At 70.5% G+C, this 21513-nt stretch carries 19 protein-coding genes; 12 read left to right on the top strand and 7 right to left on the bottom strand.

What is annotated here, in order from left to right; all coding sequences use genetic code 11:
* The first annotated feature begins 84 nt into the window (after positions 1 to 84).
* The 3 genes from G447_RS0105140 (at position 85) to G447_RS0105130 (ending at position 3393) form a co-directional block, all read left to right on the top strand.
* Complete coding sequence (locus tag G447_RS0105140; protein ID WP_026430289.1) at positions 85 to 1302, top strand: ribonuclease H family protein; 1218 nt, start codon at positions 85 to 87, stop codon at positions 1300 to 1302.
* Between the two features lie 224 nt (positions 1303 to 1526).
* Positions 1527 to 2834 (top strand): alpha/beta fold hydrolase, encoded by a 1308-nt coding sequence (locus G447_RS0105135; RefSeq protein WP_026430288.1) that lies wholly within the window; start codon positions 1527 to 1529, stop codon positions 2832 to 2834.
* A 19-nt stretch (positions 2835 to 2853) separates the two neighbouring features.
* On the top strand, positions 2854 to 3393 hold the full coding sequence (locus G447_RS0105130; protein ID WP_026430287.1) for a hypothetical protein: 540 nt from the start codon (positions 2854 to 2856) through the stop codon (positions 3391 to 3393).
* A 100-nt stretch (positions 3394 to 3493) separates the two neighbouring features.
* Here G447_RS0105130 and G447_RS0105125 read toward each other — a convergent pair whose 3' ends face one another.
* The 3 genes from G447_RS0105125 to G447_RS11710 all read right to left on the bottom strand — a co-directional run bounded on the left by G447_RS0105125 (position 3494) and on the right by G447_RS11710 (position 7003).
* Entirely contained in the window at positions 3494 to 4591 is a 1098-nt protein-coding gene (locus G447_RS0105125) for a tetratricopeptide repeat protein (protein WP_026430286.1), read from the bottom strand.
* Positions 4592 to 4782: 191 nt separating this feature from the next.
* Positions 4783 to 6279, bottom strand: coding sequence for an AAA family ATPase (locus tag G447_RS0105120; RefSeq protein WP_026430285.1), 1497 nt, complete (start codon positions 6277 to 6279; stop codon positions 4783 to 4785).
* Between the two features lie 46 nt (positions 6280 to 6325).
* Positions 6326 to 7003, bottom strand: a complete 678-nt coding sequence (locus tag G447_RS11710) for a hypothetical protein (protein WP_026430284.1) — start codon at positions 7001 to 7003, stop codon at positions 6326 to 6328.
* A gap of 211 nt (positions 7004 to 7214) precedes the next feature.
* Between G447_RS11710 and nrdF the strand changes: the two genes are divergently transcribed.
* The 8 genes from nrdF (at position 7215) to pknB (ending at position 18075) form a co-directional block, all read left to right on the top strand.
* Positions 7215 to 8174 carry a class 1b ribonucleoside-diphosphate reductase subunit beta gene (nrdF, locus tag G447_RS0105110; RefSeq protein ID WP_005870425.1) on the top strand — a complete coding sequence of 320 codons (960 nt, stop codon included), beginning with the start codon at positions 7215 to 7217 and terminating at the stop codon, positions 8172 to 8174.
* 224 nt (positions 8175 to 8398) lie between these two features.
* On the top strand, positions 8399 to 9103 hold the full coding sequence (locus tag G447_RS0105105) for an FhaA domain-containing protein (RefSeq protein ID WP_005870423.1): 705 nt from the start codon (positions 8399 to 8401) through the stop codon (positions 9101 to 9103).
* Complete coding sequence (locus G447_RS0105100) at positions 9100 to 9606, top strand: FHA domain-containing protein FhaB/FipA (RefSeq protein WP_005870431.1); 507 nt, start codon at positions 9100 to 9102, stop codon at positions 9604 to 9606. The genes G447_RS0105105 and G447_RS0105100 overlap by 4 nt, the downstream gene beginning before the upstream one ends.
* A 1-nt stretch (position 9607) precedes the next feature.
* Positions 9608 to 10933 carry a PP2C family protein-serine/threonine phosphatase gene (locus G447_RS0105095; protein ID WP_026430283.1) on the top strand — a complete coding sequence of 442 codons (1326 nt, stop codon included), beginning with the start codon at positions 9608 to 9610 and terminating at the stop codon, positions 10931 to 10933.
* Complete coding sequence (locus G447_RS0105090; protein ID WP_026430282.1) at positions 10933 to 12330, top strand: FtsW/RodA/SpoVE family cell cycle protein; 1398 nt, start codon at positions 10933 to 10935, stop codon at positions 12328 to 12330. Before G447_RS0105095 ends, G447_RS0105090 begins: the two co-directional genes overlap by 1 nt.
* Entirely contained in the window at positions 12327 to 13781 is a 1455-nt protein-coding gene (locus G447_RS0105085) for a peptidoglycan D,D-transpeptidase FtsI family protein (RefSeq protein ID WP_005870421.1), read from the top strand. Before G447_RS0105090 ends, G447_RS0105085 begins: the two co-directional genes overlap by 4 nt.
* Positions 13778 to 16096, top strand: a complete 2319-nt coding sequence (locus G447_RS11705; protein WP_243442308.1) for a serine/threonine-protein kinase — start codon at positions 13778 to 13780, stop codon at positions 16094 to 16096. The genes G447_RS0105085 and G447_RS11705 overlap by 4 nt, the downstream gene beginning before the upstream one ends.
* Positions 16069 to 18075 carry a Stk1 family PASTA domain-containing Ser/Thr kinase gene (pknB, locus tag G447_RS0105075; protein ID WP_026430281.1) on the top strand — a complete coding sequence of 669 codons (2007 nt, stop codon included), beginning with the start codon at positions 16069 to 16071 and terminating at the stop codon, positions 18073 to 18075. The genes G447_RS11705 and pknB overlap by 28 nt, the downstream gene beginning before the upstream one ends.
* Before the next feature lie 164 nt (positions 18076 to 18239).
* On the opposite strand, the gene G447_RS0105070 is transcribed toward pknB, so the two are convergent.
* The 4 genes from G447_RS0105070 to G447_RS0105055 form a co-directional block, all read right to left on the bottom strand.
* The gene (locus tag G447_RS0105070) at positions 18240 to 18878 is read right to left on the bottom strand and encodes an anthranilate synthase component II (protein ID WP_026430280.1); all 639 of its coding nucleotides are present in this window, start codon (positions 18876 to 18878) and stop codon (positions 18240 to 18242) included.
* A 259-nt stretch (positions 18879 to 19137) separates the two neighbouring features.
* Complete coding sequence (locus G447_RS12365) at positions 19138 to 19293, bottom strand: hypothetical protein (RefSeq protein ID WP_005871744.1); 156 nt, start codon at positions 19291 to 19293, stop codon at positions 19138 to 19140.
* Positions 19294 to 19308: 15 nt separating this feature from the next.
* Entirely contained in the window at positions 19309 to 20070 is a 762-nt protein-coding gene (locus G447_RS0105060; RefSeq protein ID WP_026430279.1) for a class E sortase, read from the bottom strand.
* Positions 20063 to 20764, bottom strand: a complete 702-nt coding sequence (locus tag G447_RS0105055) for a DUF881 domain-containing protein (RefSeq protein WP_026430278.1) — start codon at positions 20762 to 20764, stop codon at positions 20063 to 20065. Before G447_RS0105055 ends, G447_RS0105060 begins: the two co-directional genes overlap by 8 nt.
* Positions 20765 to 20929: 165 nt before the next feature.
* On the opposite strand from G447_RS0105055, the gene G447_RS0105050 reads away from it, so the two are divergent.
* Positions 20930 to 21193, top strand: coding sequence for a cell division protein CrgA (locus G447_RS0105050; protein ID WP_026430277.1), 264 nt, complete (start codon positions 20930 to 20932; stop codon positions 21191 to 21193).
* The last annotated feature ends 320 nt before the right edge of the window (positions 21194 to 21513 follow it).

Below are 21513 nucleotides of genomic sequence, written 5' to 3'. Positions count from 1 at the left end.
GACGCTGGACGCGGCACCGGAGCGACGGCTCCACTGTGCGGGAACCGGGGCCGGGGCGCCCGCGCCAACGCTACCATTGGGCGCATGACGATCACGGTTGCTGTTGACGGCTCCTCCTTGGGCAACCCCGGCCCCGCGGGCTGGGCATGGGTGGTGGACCGCGACTGCTGGGACGCGGGCGGCTGGCCCGAGGGCACGAACAACATCGGCGAGCTCACCGCTTTGCTCGAAGCGCTCGAGGCGACCGCCGCGGCGGGGCTGTCCGACCAGGGGCTCCACGTCCTGGCCGACTCCCAGTACGCCATCAACGTCGCCAGCAAGTGGCGGATCGGCTGGAAGAAGCGGGGGTGGACGAAGGCCGACAAGAAACCTATCAAGAACCTGGCGCTCATCCAGCGGATCGACCGCGCCATGGAGGGCCGGACCGTCACCTTCGAATGGGTGAAGGGCCACGCGGGGCACCCTTTGAACGAACTCGCCGACGACTTGGCGCGGGCGTGCGCGCAAACCTACCAGGAGGGCGGCACTCCGGCTCCCGGCCCCGGTTTCCGGTCCCGCGGGGAGGACGAGGCGGACGGCGCGCAAAGGCCCGCCGGGAGCGCCGGGAGCGCCGGGACCCCGGGGGGAACGGACCCGGACGGCACGGCGACGGGACAAGAGCCCCCGGGATCCGGCCCGGACGGCAAGGAGGGCGGGCAGGAACACCCGGGATCCGGCACGGAGCCAACAGACAGTGGCCCCGCGGACGGGGCTGCGTCCAGCACGGCTGCGGAGCCGCGGGGCGGGCGCGGGCGCAGGAGCGCACGCGGGGAGCGCCCCTTCTCGCCCCACCCCTCCGTCGGCGGGGCCCCCGAACCCGCTACAGCGGTCGGCCCCGAGCCGACTGAGGCCGCGGATCCAAGCCCCGGGGAGCCCGTAGGCCCCGAGTCGGCCCCGTCCTGGCCCGCAGGCCCCGGGGCATCCGCTGCTGGCGACCCATCGGCTCTGGAGCCGGAGCCCGCCCCCGACCCCATCGACTGGGAGAAGCGCTTCCTCGTCGCGTGGACCGGTGGCGACGACGAGGCCCTGGCGCGGATCACCGGTCCCCAGACCACCCGGATCTGGCCCGGCGGGCAGGCGACGACCACACTGGCGGGCCCCGTCCCCCCGAAGGCGAGCATCGGGCGTTTCAACGTGCAAAGAGCGGGCGAGGCATTCCTGGTGCGCTACACGCTGCGCTGGGAGGGCGGGTCGTCCGTGGAGTCCAGCGTCTGGCTGCCCGGCCCCGTCCTGGTGCACCACCAGTCCACCGAGAGGGGCTGAGGCCCAGAGGGGAACGGCACCTGGTTCCGGGGCGCGGGGAGGACGAGTCATCGAGGACCCCTCCCAACGGCTGCCCCGGTGTTCCACGTGAAACAGATCCGGGGACGCGCTCGCAGGCAGCGCCCGCACAGAGCGCGCTGCCACGGCCGACGGAAGCGCCCCCGCCCCCAGTCGGAGGGCCCGAACGCCCGTCCCCCCTCGCGCCGCGCGCTAGAATCGAGCCCATGCGCACGGAGTCGTACCGCCAACATGGCCACACCATCTACGAGCACCGCCTCGAGGTCCCCCTCGACCATCGCGAGCGCGGCCCCCACGCCCCCATGATCGACCTCTTCGCCCGCGAGATCGTGCGCGAAGGCGGCGAGGACCTGCCGCGCGCGGTGTTCCTGCAGGGGGGACCCGGATACCCGGCACCCCGTTTCGGGCGCTTCGACAGCGGCTGGATCGCGCGCCTGCTCAAGGACTACCGGGTCGTGCTGCTCGACCAGCGCGGCACAGGGCAGTCGACGCGCCTCGACGCCCAGGCCCTGGCGGAGCTCCCCTCGGACCGCGAGAGGGCGGACCGGCTCAAGCTGTTCCGCCAGGACCAGATCGTCTTCGACGCCGAGGCGCTGCGCCGCGAGTTGTGCGGCGACGCCAAGTGGACGACGGTGGGCCAGTCCTTCGGTGGTTTCATCACGACCGCGTACCTGTCGCTGGCGCCCGAGGGCGTGGAGGCCAGCCTCATCACGGGCGGCCTGCCCGGCCTGGTCCACGTGGACGAGATCTACGCCCTCACCTACGAGCGCACGGCGGCGCGCAACCGCGCCTACTTCCACCGCCATCCCGGCGACAAGAGGACGGTCCGCGAGGTCGCCGCGCATTTGGCCGGCACCGAGGAACTGCTGCCCACCGGGGAGCGCCTGAGCCCCGCGCGCCTGCGCATGATCGGCATGATGCTGGGCGGCCAGGGGCGCACCGACCAGCTGCACTACCTGCTGGAGGGGCCGTGGGTGAGCGTGCGGGGGCAGCGCCGCCTGTCCTCGCAGTTCCTCCAGGCGGTCGCGGCCGCCGTGGAGGTCTCCCCCGTTTACGCGCTCCTCCAGGAGGGCATCTACGCGTGCGCGACGCCCGCGCTGGCGACAGGGGCGACGAACTGGTCCGCGGACCGCCTCGCCGAGGAGATCCCCGGTTTCGCCAAGGACGCGGACCCCCTGGACGCCTCCGAGCCCTACTACTTGACGGGCGAGCACTTCATGCGCCGCGTCTACGACGAGGACCCGGGCCTGGCCCCCCTGGCCGGCGCGGCGGACCTGCTGGCCTCGGACACGGACTGGCCCCCCGTGTACGCGCCCGAGGTCCTGGCCCAGAACACGGTTCCCGTAGCCGCGGCGGTCTACTACGACGACATGTTCGTGCCCCGTGAGCTGTCGCTCGACACGGCGGAGCTCATGGGCGCGCGCCCCTGCATCACGAACGCGTTCCAGCACGACGGAAGCGCCTACTCGGGCGGGAGGGTCCTCTCCCACCTGCTCGATCTGATCCACGACTGACCCCAGAGAGGACCCCACTATGACTTCCCCAGTTCTCGTCGAAAGCCGCTCCGACCGCACGTGCGGATGCGCGCTGGTCAATGTCCGCCACGCGCTGGAGGATCCGAAGAAACGCCTGGGCACTGCCGTCGGTGTGGCAGCGACCGCCGCCTGGTACGCGCTGCCCGACGTGGTGCGCCGCCGGGGTGTCCGCGCGGTCATCAAGGCGGGCCTGCTCGCCGCCGTCATATGGTCCGCGACCGCCCAGATGCCCCCCGCCGCCCCGGTGCCCCCCTACCCGGATGAGGAATCCGACTGCGATGGGACCCCCGCGCCGGAGGACGACGACCCCCTCGAGGGCGCCACGGAGGCAGCCCCCGGCGAGCTGGCACTGCTGGCCGGCGCCGGGATCGGCACCGTCTGCCTGACGGTAGCGGTCGAGAAATGGCTCTTCCGCCGGGGCGAGCGCCGCCGCGCCGCAGGAGTGCGCATGGCGCACACACGCCAGGGCCTGGTGATCGGGGCGCTGACGGGGGCCGCCTCGGCGCTCCAGTTCGCGGTCGCCGCCCGCGCGGACTGAGCGCCGCCCCTGGCCAGGACCTAGAAGCCCCTGGGAGCGCTCCCTTCCGCGCCCCAGGGGCTTCGTCGCGCCCTGGCCGTCACGGCCTGGCCCGGTCGTCCTACCCGCGCCGTTGCCTGAGCATGCGCACCACCATCGCCACGAACCAGACGAGGGGGGCGGTGATCCACGCGGAGACGATGATGACCACGGGGACGCCCACCGCCGACCACCACGACGGGGCGGGCGCGAAGAGCCCCCAGGCCCCCCACAAGGCGGGAGTGGCCCCAACGGTCACGAGTGAGGCCATCGCGATGAGCGAGCTGACGGGCCTCCTCCTGAACGCCGCCGCGACTACCTCCCGGGAACTCGTTTCCGTCCCCTCGGCGATCTTGGCGACGTTCTCCTTGAATCCAGAGCGCAAGCCGAGGATCATCATCAGCGACCACACTGTTCCGCACACGACGGCCGCCGTCCGCCAGCCGAGGGTGTAGGGCACGGCCATGGCGAGCCAACCCGCCGCGTTCAACAGCGACGTCCCGATAGTGAGTCTGAGGGGATTGACGAACACCATCCAAAGGAGCATGTCCTCGTAGTGCCCCCGATCCGGGTTCGTCTCCAGGAGGCCGCGGTAGAGGCGGCTGCTCTCGTCGACCTCGTGGACCCTCTTCAACTTGGCGATGCCCTCCCGGGCGTCCGTGTCCTCGGGGTCGATCTCAAGGATGCGGCTGTAGGCCTCCAACGCCTCGTCCGGATGGGAGCTGCGCAGCACGAAACCGAATGTGTTGAGCACGAACACGTCATCGGGCGCGAGGCGCACGGCCTCGCGCGCCTCGCGTTCCGCCTCCTCCGACCGGCCGTTCCTCCTGAGCACGCGGGCGTGGAGGGCGCGGTAGGGGCCCCACTGCGGTTCGAGCTCGATGAGCCGGGACGCGTGCTCCAGCGCCAGCGCGGCATCGGACTCGGTGCCGGCCAGCCAGTACAGCGCCTCGGTGCTGTCGGGCACGGCTTGGACGGCGCGCTCGGCGCAGGCGTGGGCCTCGGCGCGTTGGCTCAACCTCAGGTGGGCGAAGGCGAGGGCGCAGTTCACGCCGACGACCAGTTCCGGATCGGTCTGGGGGACGGTCGCGAGCAGTTCGATGGCCTGCTCCTCCCGTCCGAGGGCAATCAGCGCCTCGGCGCGTTCGATCTGAGCGCGGGCGGCGTCATCGGCTGGCATCGGTCCTCCTCGGGGTGGTTGGGCGGCGCTGGTCAGCGGGGGCCGGGCGGGCCCGCCCGGCTCGGCCCACGGCGGGGGTTCCGGCACCGAGCGGGTGCGCGGCACCGGGCCCGCCGGAAGGCGCCAGTGCGGGTGCCGCGCTGTTGATCAGCGGGGGCGCTGCGGGCGCGCGGCGTTCCCGCGCACCGTGCTCACAGCAGTTTCTTGGCTCTCATGTAGGCGGCGAGGTCGTCGTACTGTCCGTCGCGGTTGCCGTAGGCGACGATATTGCGGGCCGTGGAGAACCAGGGGCCGGCGCTGGGCCGCACCTGCTTCAGGGCGTTCTTGAAGTCCTTCATGGTCACCATGCGCACAGAGCCCGAGCGCATGGAGTCCATCATCGCGTACTCGACGGCGCTGTCGGCCAGGTGCGCCAGGTCGGCACCGGTGAACCCGTCGGTTTGGCGCGCCAGTTGGGCGAGATCAATGCCTTCCACGGGCCGCGAGCGCAGGTGGTGGTAGAGGATCGCGTGGCGGGCGGGCTCGTCGGGGGGCAGCACCACGACGGAACGGTCGAAGCGCCCGGGCCTGCGCAGGGCCGGGTCCACGTCCCACGGGACGTTCGTGGCGGCCAGGATGAACACCCCCTCGTTTGTGCCGTCGATGCCGTCCATCTCGGTGAGCAGTTGGTTGGTCACGCCCCTCCACCCGGAGCTGGTCGCCTGGCTGCGCTTCTGGCCGATCGCGTCGATCTCGTCGAGGAAGAGGACGACGGGCGCGTGCGCCCGGGCGGTCTCGAAGAGGGAGTGGAGGTTCGCCTCCGAGTTGCCGATGTACTGGTCGAGGATGTCGGTGAGGGTGATGTTCATGAAGGAGGCGCCCATCTCGCCGGCGAGGGCTCGCGCGATGTAGGTCTTGCCGCAGCCCGGGGGGCCGTAGAGCATGAGGCCGCCCTTGAGGCTCTTGCCGTAGAGCCTGCGCATGTCGGGATTGCGCAGGGGTGCCAGGAACGCCATATTGAGGCGGTCCTTGACTGCCTGCATGCCGCTGATGTCGGCGAGGGTGACGGTGGAGGCCTCGACGTCCCACACGTCGTCTCCTCCCCCATCAGTCCCGTCGTTCAGCTCGGGCTCGCCTCCCTGGACGAAGGCGGGCGCGGGACCACCGACTTGCTCCTCGGCGCTGTCCCAGTCGAAGCCGCCCGAGCGGCTGCCATCCACCGGCGCCTCTTCCCGGGAGCCCTGCGGGGCGGGCTCAGCGTCCGGCTGCCCGCTGTCGTCCGTGCCCGCCGGCGCGCCGTCCACCGGGGCGGGTCCGACCGGAGTCGAACCCACTGGGGAGTGCCCGGCGCCCTGCGGGGCGGGCGAGTCCTCCTCGGGGACCGGGCTGTGCCCGCCAGTCGACGAGGCCGGAGCCCCACTGGGCGCGCCGTCGGAGGAGGCCGGGGCGGAGCGTGAGGATCCGGGATCGACGGGGTCGGCCGCTCCACCGGTGCCCGTCGGCTCCCCGGGCACTCCGAGGGCGCGCCGCATGAGGGCTGCGGCGGGCTCGTTGGCCGGGTCGGCGGCCAGGACCGCGCCCAAGTGGGGGACGGCCTCCGGGCCCCGCCCGTCGGCGACGAGCAATTCGGCCAGGTGTACGCGCAACGGCAAGTCCTCCGGCCGTTCTGCGACAACGGCCACGAGGGAGTCGATCAGCGGATTCGTCATGCGCCCAGCCTACCGACTGGCAAGGCCGGGACGATTCCGGGCGCCCTCAGGTGTGCGCGGCCCCACTGGGTGCTGCCCCGCCCGGAGAACCACCGCTCAGCACGGGCCCGCTCAGGGAATCGCTGTCCGGCGCAGCCCACCGCGAGGGCGCGGACGGGGCCCCCTCCGGCCCTTCCCAGTCGTGCGCGGCTTCGTCCAGGCCCTCCGGGGCCTCCCCGCCGTGCGCGGCATCCACAGGACCGGCAGCAGTGGCCGCTTCCCCCGAGCCGCCGCCCGTGGTTCCGCCGTCAGCCGGGCCGCTCGCATCCACTGGACCGCCCTGGGACGCTCCAGCGGAGTCCGCGCCGCCCGCCCCCGCCTCGTCGGCGCCGGGCCGGAACGCCTCATCCACTGAACCGCCTTCGGGTTCGGGCATGTCCGAGTATGGCTGGGCGGGCTCGTCCTCGACAGGCGCATCGGGATCGAAGGACACGACTTTGGGCGTTGAGTCCGGGTCGGTCGCCCCCGCGTCGGCCTCGTCGAAAACAGGGAGCACCGGGGCGGGGGGCTGCCAGTCGACGTCCTCCTGGGAGAACTCGGGGATCACGGGGGCATCGGGGTCGCCCGGCGCGTCGGGGTCCTCGTCGAAGGACCGCATGGCCGCGGGCCGCACCGGCTGGGGCATCTGCTCGGCGGGGGAAACCGGCTCTTCCTCGCCGCCCGGAATCCAGCGTTCGTCGCTCATGCCGCTACCCTACCCCAGCGCCCCGCAGGAGGACGCCAACGACCCGGATCCGCGCCGCACCCGCCCACAGCGCCCATCGGCACGGGCCCGCGCGAGGCCCCGGGGATGACGAACGGCACCGCGTTGCGCGTGTGAGCCCGGCGCGGCACCCGGGTACCCTGGTCACCATGCGCGGTAACCCACGCGCACCCGTCGACAGCAGGAGGACTCCGTGACCGAACCGGTATTCGAGGCCATCAACTGGAACAGGATCCAGGACGACAAGGACCTGGAGGTCTGGGACCGCCTGACCGGGAACTTCTGGCTGCCCGAGAAGGTGCCGCTGAGCAACGACCTGCCCTCCTGGCAGACCCTGAACAAGGACGAGCAGACCATGACGAACCGCGTGTTCACGGGCCTGACCCTGCTCGACACCCTCCAGGGAACCGTGGGCGCCGTCTCACTGATCCCCGACGCGCGCACGCCCCACGAGGAGGCCGTGTACACCAACATCGCCTTCATGGAGTCCGTCCACGCGAAGTCCTACTCGTCGATCTTCTCCACTCTGCTGTCGACCGAGGAGATCAACGAGTCCTTCCGCTGGTCCAACGAGAACGAGGCCCTGCAGCGCAAGGCCCAGATCATCAAGTCCTACTACGACGGGAACGACGCGGAGAAGCGCAAGGTCGCCTCCACGATGCTCGAGTCCTTCCTCTTCTACTCGGGCTTCTACGCGCCCATGTACTGGAGCGCGCACGCGAAGCTGACCAACACGGCCGACCTGATCCGCCTCATCATCCGCGACGAGGCGGTCCACGGCTACTACATCGGCTACAAGTACCAGCTGGCTGTGGGCGAATCCACGCAGGAGCGGCGCGACGACCTCAAGGACTACACCTACTCCCTGCTCTACGAGCTCTACGAGAACGAGGAGCAGTACACCGAGGACCTCTACGACCCCCTCGGCCTGACCGAGGACGTGAAGAAGTTCCTGCGCTACAACGCGAACAAGGCGCTCATGAACCTGGGTTACGAGGCGCTCTTCCCCCATGACGCCACCGATGTGAACCCGGCGATCCTGGCGGCCCTGTCGCCCAACGCCGACGAGAACCACGACTTCTTCTCCGGCTCCGGCTCCTCCTACGTGATGGGCGAGGTCGTGGACACCGAGGACGAGGACTGGGACTTCTGAGCCCGACCGCCCGGTGCCGGGGCGACGGGATCGCGCGGCCCCGGCGGCCGCGCCACCCGGACCCCGCGGGCGGGCCCCGCCCGCGACAAGGCTCCCCGCAGGTCGGGCGCGCCCCGCGCCACCGCCTCATTTGGCAACGGCGGTTAGACTATCCCCGAGGGGGTGCGACCCGGACCCCCAAGGCCAGCACGCACTGAGTACCGCAGGGCGACAAGGAGACACCAATGAGCATCTTCGACCGCTTTGAGAGCGCCGTCGAGCGCGGCGTCAATGGCGCCTTCTCGCGCGTGTTCCGGTCGGGGATCAAGCCTGTCGACATCACCACGGCGATCCGCCGCGCCATGGACGACCACGTCCAGGCCGTCACTGCCGAGCGGATCATCACGGCGAACCACTTCACCGTCCACGCCTCGAACGCCGACCTCGACTCCCTCGAGGCCAGCCTCGACGTCCTCGCTGACGAGTTCGCCCAGCAGGCCACAGAGCACGCGATGACCAACGGGTACGCGCTGCTGGGGCCCGTCGTCATCGAGTTCGTCGCCGACCCCACCGCGTCCTCGGGCACCCTCAGCGTCGACGCCGAGAAGCGCCGCGGCCCGGCCGCCCCGGCCACCGCCTCGTCGGCCTCCCCCGAGCACCCCATCATCGACGTCGACGGCGACAAGTGGCTGCTCACCGAGCCGATCACTGTCATCGGCCGCGGCTCCGAGGCGGACATCGTCGTGTCCGACTCCGGTGTCTCCAGGCGCCACCTCGAACTGCGCATCACCCCTACGGGCGTGATCGCCACCGACCTCGGTTCCACGAACGGCACATTCGTCGAGGGGCACCGCATCGACGCTGCGACGCTGCTCGATGGCAACCAGATCGTCATCGGACGCACGAAGATCCTCTTCTGGACACATCCCGACCAGGGCGGAGCTCTATGACCACCGACCTCGCATTCACCGTATTCCGCATCAGCTTCCTGGTCCTGCTGTGGCTGCTGGTGCTCGCCGCCGTCAACACCCTGCGGCGCGATATCTACGGCACTGTCGTGACCCCCAGGGGCAAGGGCCGCTCCAAGGCGGACGAACGTCGCCGCCAGTCGAAGAAGAAGCGCAAGGAGAACAGCAAGCGCCCGACCACGGGGGCCCCCCAGGCGCCCAAGGACCTACTGCTCACCGGCGGGCCCCTGGTGGGGACGATGCTGCCCTTGGGGGACGCCCCCATCGTCATCGGGCGCTCCCCCGCCTGCACCCTGGTCCTCGAGGACGAGTACGCGTCCAGCCGCCACGCCGCGTTGAGCCCCCAGGCCGACGGGTGGTGGATCGAAGACCTCTCCAGCAGGAACGGCACGTTCATTGACGACGAGCGCCTCACGAGCCCGCACCAGTTGAAGGTGGGCGACGTCATCCGTATCGGCCAGACGACCCTCGAATTGGTTGGGTGAAATGTCCGCACACGCAGTTCAATTCCACTACGCGGCGCGTTCCGACGTCGGCCTGGTGCGCTCCAACAACCAGGACTCCGGGTACGCGGGGGCCAACCTGCTCATCCTGGCGGACGGCATGGGCGGCCCGGCCGGCGGGGACATCGCCTCCTCCGTGGCCCTCGCCCACCTGGTGCCCCTCGACACGGACTCCCACCCGGCGGACTCGATGCTGCCGCTGCTGCGCGAAGCGCTCATGGACGCCCACGACGAGCTCACCGACCGCTCGAGCCGCGACCGCGACCTGGAAGGGCTCGGCACCACGTGCATCGCCCTCATGCGCAGCGGAAACCGGCTGGCGATGGTCCACATCGGCGACTCGCGCGCCTACGTGCTGCGCGGGGACACCCTCACGCAGGTCACCACCGACCACTCCTTCGTGCAGTACTTGGTCGACACGGGCCAGATCACGCCCGAGGAGGCCGAACACCACCCCAACCGCAACGTTGTGCTGAAGATCCTCGGCGACGCCCAGGCTGACGTCTCCCCCGACGAGACCGTGCGCGAAGCGGTGGTCGGCGACCGGTGGATGCTGTGCTCCGACGGGTTGTCGGGCCTGGTCTCCCCTGAGACCATTGGCCAGGTCATGGCCGAGCGCGAGGACCCGGGCGAATGCGCGGAGGAGCTCATCGATTTGGCCCTGCGCGCCGGCGGCACTGACAACGTCACGTGCGTCATCGCCGACATCGTCCCGGCCGGCGAGTTCCCGCCCACGCCGCCCGAGATCGTGGGCGCGGCCGCGGCCGACCGCCACGCGAAGTCCCGGGGCGGCAAGGGCGCGGCGGCACGCGCGGCGGGGCTGGGCTCCCACGCCGCGGGCCTGGACGACGAGGACGACGAGGCTGAGGGCCATGGCCGCTCGGCCTGGTGGACGCCGGTCTTCGTGTCACTGGTGACAGTGCTGGTCATTGCCGCGGGCTGGTTGTCGTGGGCGTGGAGCCAGAGCCAGTACTACGCGATCGGCGAGAACGGGTACGTCGTCATCTACCAGGGCATCCCCCAGTCCATCGGCCCGTGGAAGCTCTCCCACGCCGCCGAGGTCACGGAGATCAGCCTGTCCGACCTCGCTCCCGTCGACCAACAGCGCCTCACCTCGCCAGTGATGCGCTCCTCCCGGGCCGCGATCGACGAGTACCTGGCGGGCCTGCGGCGCACCGCTGAGGACGCGCGCGCCGCCCAGGACGCCCACAGTGCTCAGTCGGGCCAACCCCAGTCCGGTGCGTCCCAGTCGGGCGCGCCGCCCCAGACGGACGGCGGCACCCAGAGCGGCGACGGGGGCGCGTCCTGATGGCAACGGTGTCGATCGCCCCCGCCCGCTCGCGCAGGCTCGTGGAGGTCTTGCTCCTGCTCCTCGCGCTCGCCGTCGGCGTCGGCGGCTACGTCCTGGCCACGTTGAACTACACGGGCGCACTGCCCACGAACCCGCGCGCCAACGTGACCGTGGCCGTCCTGGTCGCACTCGCGATCATCGCCGAGGTCGGCGTCCACTTCCTGGCGCCCCACGCCGACCCCCTGATCCTGCCGGTCGCCGTCGCCCTGACGGGCCTCGGGCTCGCCATGATATACAGGCTCGACCTGTCCTACGAGCGCCTCGGCGCGGACACCGTCGGCATACGCCAGGGGATTTACGTCGCCGCCTCCATCGTCCTGGCGGCGCTCCTCCTGGTCGCGGTGCGCGACCACCGCACGCTGCGGCGCTACACCTACACCTTCGGCGCCCTGTCGCTGGTCCTGCTGCTGCTCCCAATGATTCCCGGCCTGGGCACCGAGACCTACGGCGCCCGCGTGTGGATACACCTGGGCCCCGTGAGCGTGCAGCCCGGCGAGCTGGTCAAGATCACCCTCGCCCTGTTCTTCGCGGGCTACCTGGTGACCAACCGCGACAACCTGGCCATCGGGGGCCCCAAGTTCCTGGGCCTGCGCCTGCCGCGCGGGCGCGACCTGGGCCCCATCATGGTGGTGTGGCTGATCGGCATCGCGATCCTGGTCCTCCAGCGCGACCTGGGGACTTCGCTGCTGTTCTTCAGCCTCTTCGTCGCCACCCTCTACGTGGCGACGAACCGCCCGTCGTGGCTGCTCATCGGCTTCGTCCTCTTCGTCCCCGCCGTCGCGGTGGCCGTGCGGGCGTTCCCGCACGTCGCGAACCGTTTCAACGTGTGGCTCAACGCCTTCGACCCTGCGGTGTACTCGGAGGACGGGGGCTCCTACCAGGTCGTCCAGGGCCTTTTCGGGCAGGCCTCGGGCGGGCTCATGGGCTCCGGGTGGGGCCGCGGGTACCCGCAACTGGTCCCCCTGGCCAACTCCGACTTCATCCTCTCCTCCCTCGCCGAAGAGCTGGGCCTGACCGGGTTGGCGGCGATCCTGGTCCTCTACCTGGTCCTCATCCAGCGCGGCCTGCGGGCGGCCCTCACCGTCCGCGACGGATTCGGGAAGCTACTGGCCACTGGCCTGAGCTTCTCGCTGGCCATCCAGCTGTTCGTCGTCCTGGGCGGCATCACCCGGCTGATCCCGTTGACCGGCCTGACGGCGCCGTTCCTGGCGGCGGGGGGCTCGTCCATGGTGTCCTCGTGGCTCACCGTCGCCCTGTTGATCCGCGTGTCCGACGCCGCGCGCCGCCCCGCCTCGACCCCCGCGCCGTGGAACTCGGGGGTCCATGAGCCCATGAAAGCAGGTGACGCCCAGTGAACAACCAGATCCGACGGATCTTCATCGTCGTCCTCATCATGTTCGCACTGCTGGGCGCGGGCATGACGAACTCGCAGTTCGTAGCCGCCCCCGCCCTCAACGCCGACGAGCGCAACCAGCGCACCATCCTCCACTCCGCCGAGATCGACCGCGGCCCGATCATCGTCAACGGGAGCGCAGTCGCCTCGTCCACCAAGCAGGACGACAGCCGGCGCTTCGAGCGCTCCTACTCCCAGGGCCCCCTCTACGCGTCCGTGACCGGCTACTTCTCCTCCGTGATCTCCCAGTCGACGGGGCTCGAGTCGGCGGCCGAGGAGGTGCTCGACGGCCAGTCCCAGTCCCTGTTCGCCCAGCGCCTGCGCAACCTGTTCACCGGGGCGGGCCGCCAGGGCGGCGGCGTCGTGCTGACCCTCAACGACAAGATGCAGCAGGTCGCGGCCGAGAAACTCGGCGACCGCCGTGGGGCGGTCGTGGCCCTCAACGCGAAGACGGGAGCCGTCCTGGCCCTGTACTCCTCGCCCAGCTACGACCCGAACTCGTTGGCGGTCTTCGACTCCCAGTCTGTGAACAAAGCCCACGCGGACCTCCTGGCCGACCCTAACAGGCCCCTGGTGAACAGGGCCATCGGCGGGGACCGCTACGCCCCCGGTTCCACCTTCAAGATCCTCACCACGATCGCCCTGCTGGAGAACGGGACCGCCACCCCGGACACGCGAATGGACTCCCCGGTCTCCACGACCCTGCCCGGCTCGTCCACCCAGGTGGAGAACATCGAGTCCTCGCAGTGCGGCGATGGGAAGCCGACGCTCACCGAGGCCTTCGCGCGCTCGTGCAACACGACTTTCGTGCTCGCCTCCAAGTCGCTGACGAACCAGCAGCTCTCCGACGTGGCGGCCCGTTTCGGCTTCGGCAAGGAGCAGACAATCCCCTTGCCCGTGACCCCTTCCGTCTTCCCCTCCGACACCGACGCCGCGCAGCTGGCGATGAGCTCCATCGGCCAGTACACGGTGCAGACGACGCCCTTGCAGATGGCCGAGGTGGCGCAGGCCATCGCCAACAAGGGGACCATGATGGCGCCCTACTTGATCGACCAGGTCGTGGACGCCGACCTGCAGACCCGTTCGACCACCGATCCCGCGCAGCTGGGCAAACCGGTCACTCCCGAGATCGCGGACCAAATCACCACGATGATGCGGGCCGTCGTCTCGCAGCCCTACGGCTCGGGCTCGTCGATGGCGATCCCGAACGTCGCGGTCGCCGCGAAGACCGGCACTGCGGAAACCGGCAACGGCGCCCGCGCGAACGCCTGGGCCGTGGGTTTCGCGCCCGTGGACGACCCGCAAATCGCTTTCGCCGTCGTCGTAGAGGGCGATGAGAAGGTTCCGACGCCGCATGGCGGCACCGTCGCGGGCCCCATCGCCCGCGCCCTCCTGGAAGCGGGGCTCCAGTGACCCCCACTCAGAAGATGACATCCGGGGCGGGACGCGTCCTCGGCGGCCGCTACACCCTGCTTACCCCAATCGCCCAGGGCGGCATGGGCGAGGTCTGGAAGGCGCGCGACCGCGTCAGCGGGCACATCGTCGCCGCGAAGGTGCTGCGCCCGGAGCTCAGCGGCGAGGAGCTGTCCTTGTCGCGCCTGCGCCTCGAGGCGCGCAATTCGATGAGCATCTCCCACCCGAACATCGCGAACGTGCAGGACTCCGGCGAGGAGGACGGCATCGGGTGGATCATCATGGAGCTGGTGGAGGGGTTCCCCCTCACCGACTACCTGCGCGGCGGGACCCGCTTGGAGCCCGAGTACCTCATGCCGGTGCTCGTGCAGGTCGCGATGGCCCTGGGGGCGGCGTCGCGCGCTGGCGTCGTCCACCGCGACATCAAACCCGCGAACATACTCGTGCGCCCCGATGGCGTGATCAAACTCACTGATTTTGGTATTTCCCGGGCGACCGGCCAAGTGAACCTGACCGCAGTGGGGATGGTCATGGGGACGGCCCAGTACCTGCCGCCCGAGCAGGCGATGGGCGAGGTGGCCACCCCCATCGGCGACCTCTACGCCCTGGGGGTGATCGCCTACGAGGCGGCCACGGGCAGACGCCCCTTCACGGGCGAGACCCAGGTGGACATCGCTTTCGCGCACGTCAACGACCCCGTGCCGCCCCTGCCGGACTTCGTGCCCGCGCCCCTGGCGGACGTGATCCTGCACCTGCTGGAGAAGGATCCCGCCAAGCGCCCCGAGTCCGGTTCCGCCGCCGTGCGCGAACTGGCCGGCGCGGCGAAGGCGATGGGCATCCCAGTGACCCCCATTCCGCTGCCGGTACCGAAGTCCGTGTCCCGGTCCAACGTCCCACGCACCCCGGTCCAGCCCTCCGTCCCCATTGTGGCCCCTGTGCGCCACAAGCCGAGGCGGACACTGCCCGAGGAGCTGCTGCGCCCGCCGGAGGGCCTCGTCGCGCGCCCGCGCCCCGCATCGGACCCGCAGGTGCGCATCTTCGACGAGGTGGACCCCGCGCCCCCGTCGTCCGGTCCGCCGCAGATGCTCTCCCAGCAGCTTCCCGCGGCGGCCCCCCTGCCGATGCGCACTCCCCTCCCCCCTGCCGTCGGCCAGGGCACCGCAGTGGCGGCGGTGGCGCCCGCCGTGTCCTCCGCCGTTGCGGCCGCGGAGCCGGGGACGACGACCGCGCGCTCGGCCATGCCCGCCCAGTTGCGCGCCTCGGTCGGCGTCGAGGCGCCCACCGACCCGGCTGTGGAGACCAAGCCCTCGCCCCGCACCCGCGCGAAACGGGCACCCGGGGACCAGCCCCCGCTCACCGTCCCCGACCTCACCAACCCCGACACCACCACAACCGGCCGCCACACCCGCACCACCGACACCGGGACGGACCAGCCCCCGCTCACCGTCCCCGACCTCACCAACCCCGACACAACCACACACGACACCACCACAACCGGCCGCCACACCCGCACCACCGACACCGGGACGGACCAGCCCCCACTCACCGTCCCCGACCTCACCAACCCCGACACCACCACAACCGGCCGCCACACCCGCACCACCGACACGGGGATGACCAGGTCCGAAGCGGAGGAGGCACTGCGCCTCGAAGCGCTGACCCGCAGGCTCAGGGAGCGCCAGAAGGCGCGCGACCGGGAGGATGCGGCGGAGGAGGCCAGGCGCGCCCGCGAGGAGGAGCGCAGGGCGGAAGAGGAGCGCCATCGCGCTGCGGCTGAAGCCGCCGCCAGGGAGGAGCGCGAGCGCAGGGAACGCGCCGAAGCGGAGGAGCGCAGGCGCGAGGAGGCCCGCCGTGAGCGCCGTGAACGGCGTGAGCGCAGCGAGGACGACGGAGGCGTTATCACACGCAAATCGCCGTCGGTGGCGCGCATCCTCGGGACGGTGCCCCCACCCCGTCCCGCTCCGAAGAAGAAGCCGGGCACTCCCGCCGCGCCCGTCCGCCCCCGCCGCTCGGTGTTCGAGCAGCGCGCCGAACCCGATCCGAACAAGCCCCGCTGGCACGCCCTGGACGCCAGGGCGGCGCACTCGGCGCAGCCCCCGAAGGGGACCAAGTACAATCGTTCCGTCGTCTCCCCGCCCGTTCCCCCGGGCAAGCGCATTCTCAGGGCTGTGATCGTCACCCTCGTCGTTCTGGCGCTCGTCGTCCTCGCAGCCGTTACGATCAAGCACATGATCGGTTCCCTGCTGTCCGCGCACGCAGGGACTACCCCTACCGAGGAGGTCAGGACATGGCAGAGCCCGTGGCCCGCCGTTTAGCCGGACGCTATGAGGTCCGCTCCCTGATTGGGCGCGGCGGCATGGCGGAGGTGCACCTGGGATTCGACACCCGCCTGTCGCGTGTGATCGCCATCAAGATGCTGCGCCGCGACCTGGCACTGGACTCGATCTTCCAGGCGCGCTTCCGCCGGGAAGCGCAGTCGGCCGCCTCGCTGAACCATCCGAACATCGTCGCCGTCTACGACACCGGCGAGGAGATGGTCGAGGACGCCCAGGGGCGGACCATCTCGATCCCCTTCATCGTCATGGAGTACGTGGAGGGGCACACCGTCAAGGAGCTCATCTCCGACGGGATGCCGGTCCCCATCAACGAGGCCATCGAGATCGTCGGGGGCGTGCTCCAGGCCCTCGAGTACTCCCACACCGCCCACTTGGTCCACCGGGACATCAAGCCCGGGAACATCATGCTGACCAACGACGGCAAGGTGAAGGTGATGGACTTCGGCATCGCCCGGGCCCTCACGGACTCGCAGGCGACCATGACCCAGACGAACGCGGTCGTCGGGACCGCGCAGTACCTGTCGCCGGAACAGGCGCGCGGCGAGTCCGTGGACGCCAGGTCCGACCTGTACTCGACGGGCGTCGTCCTCTTCGAGCTCCTCACCGGGCGCCCGCCCTTCAAGGGGGATTCGGCAGTCGCGGTCGCCTACCAGCACGTGGGGCAGATGCCCCCCGTCCCCTCGTCGATCACCGCGGACATCCCCGATGCCCTCGACCGCGTCGTCATGAAGGCGCTGGCGAAGGACCGCGATCAGCGCTACGCCAGCGCCGACGCGATGCTGGCCGACCTCATGCGGGTCTCGCGCGGCCTCGGCGTCTCAGCCCCGGAGACCTCCGCGTGGATGGGGCAGACGCCCCGGCAGGATCAGACTGCCGCAACGATCCCGCTTTCGGCGGCCACGTCGCCCACCTCCACGGTGATCGCGAACCCCTCCAGGCAGGGGCAGGGCGCCCAGACCTCCCCGACGAACAAGGCGAACGAGGAGGACGAGGCGCGCGCGCGCAAGCGCCGTGCCGTGCTCATCGGCTCGCTCATCGCCCTGGCGCTGCTCGTCATCGGAACCTCCGTGTACGCGCTGGCGAATTGGAAGACCACGCCGACCACTGCGGCAGTCCCCAACGTGGTCGGCTACACGCAGGCGGACGCGAAGGCGCAGGTCGAGTCCGCCGGCTTCACGTGGGCGATCGCGGCCGACAGGGTGGCCTCCGACAGCGTCGCCGAGGGGTCGGTCGTCTCGACGAACCCCCCTGGCGGCGAGCAGGCCGAGGAGGGGTCGACCATCACGGCGACGCTGTCCAGCGGCCCCGACTCGGTCGTGGTCCCCGACTCCCTGGTGGGGATGAGCCCCGACGAGGCCAAGAGGGCGGTGGAGGCCGTTGGCCTCAAATGGGAGGTCTCGAGCGACCGGGTCGCCTCCGATGAGATCAGCGAGGGCAAGGTTGCGAAGGTCAACCCCTCATCGGCCTCGAAGGTCAAGGCCGGTTCGACGGTCACCGGGTACCTGTCGTCTGGCTCCAGCACCGTTACCGTGCCAGACCTGACCGGCATGAAGCAGGAGCAGGCCCGCACCGCGCTGGAGAACGTCGGCCTCAAGCTCGGAACCGTCGATTTCACCGACGACTCCGATCAGCCGAAGGACCAGATCGTGTTCTCGGATCCGGCGGCCGGGTCCTCCGCGCAGAAGGGCGCGAAGGTGAATGTGACCATCTCCAGCGGAAACAACCAGGTCACCATCCCCACTGTGGTCGGCACATCCGCGGAGGACGCGAAAGCCACTCTGGAGAACGTGGGCCTGAAGCCGAACATGACCGAGGTGGACTCGGACAAGCCGAAGGGTCAAGTGCTGAGCATCGACCCCGCCGAAGGGCAGAAGGTCAACAAGGGGACCCAGGTGAATGTGAAGGTCTCCAAGGGGAAGGGCAACGGCACGCCCACTCCCACGCCCACTAGCCATTAGCGCGGGGTCCCACAGGGGCCGGGCAGGGGGTCGAGCGCCCGCCGCCCGGCCCCTTCGCCGTGGGAGCAGCAGGTGGGGGGAAGCAGACGCGGGTTGGCGCCGTGGGGCCCGGTAGGGGTCGGGACGGCCCGCGTCGTCATCCGTGCGGGCGCGGCCCCCGCGCCTCAAAGGCCGGAGCGCCGGGCGACCACTGGCGCCATGGTCGCCGCACGGGCGGGCGCGCCCCCGTCGCCGCAGACTGCCAGCCAGTTGGCGAACATGAGGTGCCCGGACTGGGTCATGACGGACTCGGGGTGGAACTGCACGCCCTCCAGGGGCAGTTCGCGGTGGCGCAGACCCATGACGATCCCGGAGCTGGTGGAGGCGCTGACCTCCAGTGCGCCGGGAACGCTGGCCGGGTCGACCGCCAGCGAATGGTAGCGCGTGACGGTCAGGGGCGAGGGGATGCCCGCGAACACGCCCTTCCCGTCGTGGGTGATGACCGAGGTCTTCCCGTGCATGAGTTCGGGGGCGTGCCCGACGGCGCCGCCGTAGAGTTCGCCGAGCGCCTGCATGCCGAGGCAGACCCCCAGCATGGGGATCGCGTGCTCGGCGCACTCGGCGATGGTCCGCAAGGTGGCGCCCGCGCCGGCGGGGGCGCCGGGTCCGGGCGAGACGAGGACGCCGTCGTAGGGGCTGCCGTGCCACTGGGGGTCCACCGCGTCATTGCGGACGACGTCGACGCAGGCGCCGAGGTGGCGCAGGTACCCGACGATCGTGTACACGAAGGAGTCGTAGTTGTCGATGCACAGGATGCGCGTCATCTGTTCCTCCACGGTGCTGGGCCCCGGTCGGGGCGGGTGCGTTCGGGGGCGCGGCGCCGGGCGGGCGCTGACAGGACCCACGGTACACGCCCGATGGGGCGCCGGGCGTCCGCGCGGCCGCCCCGGGGCGCAGCAGGAGTCTGGGGCGGGGTGCGCCATCCGCCTGCGCCCCGTCGTCGGAGCCGGCGCAGCAGGAGTCCGGATCCGGGGCAGGCCGCCCCATGTGCCCCGGGCGGCTGGCGGCCGGTAGTGCTGGGGCTCAGCCCACCGAGGCGTCCCCGAGCTCCAAGTAGGTCTGGACCCATGGGTACACCCAGGTGAACAGGGCAGCGACGACGAGTCCGATGAGGACCAGGGATTCTATGACCTTGAACCACGTGGGTCCGGGCAGGTGGCGGAATATCCAGGCGTACATGTGCTTCCGTTCGGGTCAGGACTGGGGCTCGTCGAGCAGTTCGGCGGGGACGCCGGAGGACTTGGGCGTCCACGACTGGAACTTGAGGTGGACGATGTAGCGCTCCCAGTTGCCGTACTCGGGGTTGCAGGTGGTCATCGTCATCCACCGTTCGGTGGGCTCCTTGTTGAAAGTGAGGTCGTCGATGACGGGCGCGATGACGCGGACCTGGTCCGGGTCGTCGGCGCTAATGATCTCCCAGGTCTGCACGGAGTAGACGACGTAGAAGTCGTCGACCTCGGCGACGACCTTGTCCCCCTGCCCGAGGCGGTCGATCCAGCGGAAGTTGTTGCCGTAGGTGCGGCGGTGCCCGGCTACGGAGAAGTTGCCGAGCTGGCCGGGTTGGGCGGTGTTGCCGTAGTGGCCGGCCCACCCGTTGTCGAGGACGGCCGTCGAGGTCCCCTCGGCGAGGGGGATCTTCATCCAGTCCCAGCTGGGCACGTGGATGAGCCCGTAGACCTCCCCGTCGGACACCTCGCGCGTGAAGGCCGGCGGGGCGTCGGTGCGCGCCTCGCCCGCTTGCCGTGCCGCCGGGGCGTGGTCCTCCTCGTAGGCGGTGATGGTCTGGGCGACCTGGCCCTGGACCTGGAACGTCGTCCAGTACAACTGCCACACGGCGAACAGTCCGATCACGAAGCTCGCGGTGATGAGGAGTTCGCCGATGACGCCGACGGTGCTCCAGAAGATTCTGCGGCCCCTGCCCCTTGGCGGGCGGGCGTGGGCGATGTGTTCACCCATTCGTTGGTGCCTCCACGTGTGCGTAGTTCAGGGTCGTGTCGGTTGCGGCGGGTGGAAAACGCAGCTCCTCTTTCTCCCGCATGTCCCATCCGAGGCCGTAGCGGGCCACGTAGGCCTGGTAGTTAACGATACGTGGATTTGCCATGACCGTCTCGCGCAGGGCGCCCGGATCGCCTATCGCCTGGACGACGTAGGGCGGGGAGTAGCTGGTCCCGTCGACCAGGATGACGTTGCCGATGCAGCGGATGACGGTCCTGCTGGTGATGCGCGCCCCTTGGACGGTCATGGCCTCGGCACCGCCGGACCACAGGGCGTTCATGACGTCCTCGATGTCCTGCTGGTGGATGACGAGGTCATTGGGGCTGGCGCCCTCGGGGGCCTGGTCGGCGGGCGCGTCCGTGAGGGTGATTTCCACCCCGGGTCCAACGACCGGTGAGGCCGCCAGGGCGGGGACGGTCGTCGAGGCGGCCCGCGCCCCGGATTGACCGGCGTACTGGTCGATCTGGCCCTGCAGGTCCCGGTTCTGCGCCTCCAGGGAGGCCACGGAGTCCTGGCGGGCGCGCACGAGGTCCCCGAGCCCTCCCCCGGAGGCGGGGTTGCGTCTGTTGTTGAGGAAGGAGACGGAGAAGAGCGCCCCAGCGGCGATGGTGACTGCGAGGATCGCCGCGGAGGCGCGCGGTGGACGGCGGCTCATGGCTCTCCTTCCGGTGGTTGTGGCGCGGCCGGATCCAGCGGGCCGAGCCCGCTCGGAGCGCCCCGCTTTTCCTGTGCCCTGCTCCGAGACTACGCTATGTGCAGTGCCGTTATCTCGGCGCGAAGCCGAGGCGGCGAGTCCGCCTTCCCTGGAGAAAGGAAAGATGTGGCCGAGTCGAAGAAGCGGAAGAAGAACGGCAGGGATGCTGCCGACGACACCGAGATCCACCCGTGGACCGAGGGGATTCCACTGAGCCCGGTGTGGTGGGCGCCGTTGTTCTGCGGCCTTCTGCTCATCGGCCTGGTGTGGTTGATGGTGTACTACATCTCCTCCGGCGCCTACCCGGTTCCCGGGATCTCCTGGTGGAACATCATCATCGGCCTGGGCATTATGATGGTCGGTTTCCTCATGACCCTGTGGTGGCGCTAACCCTCACAGGAATCAGAGCGCTGCGCGGCCCCGGTGACGACCGGGGCCGCGTTCGTCGCACGGGGATGGCGGGGCGCGCCCGCACCACTTAGACACCGCCCGCACCACTTAGACACCGCCCGCACCACTTAGGCCCCCGACACGCCAGGAGGACCAGGGCCCACGTCGGCCCAAGTGGCGCAGTCGCGCGCTAAGTAGTGCAGTCACGCGCTAAGTAGCGCAACCGCAGGCGGATCCCGCAGCGCGGTGCACGAAGCCGCCCAAAGCGCCGACAACGAGCCGCACACACAGCCCCTCCCCTTCAACCACGCGCACAAAGA

This window comes from Schaalia georgiae DSM 6843 (assembly GCF_000429245.1).
Classification (GTDB): Bacteria; Actinomycetota; Actinomycetes; order Actinomycetales; family Actinomycetaceae; genus Pauljensenia; species Pauljensenia georgiae.
Note: the sequence above shows the minus strand (reverse complement) of the source record. Positions and strands in the feature narration are given on the sequence as shown.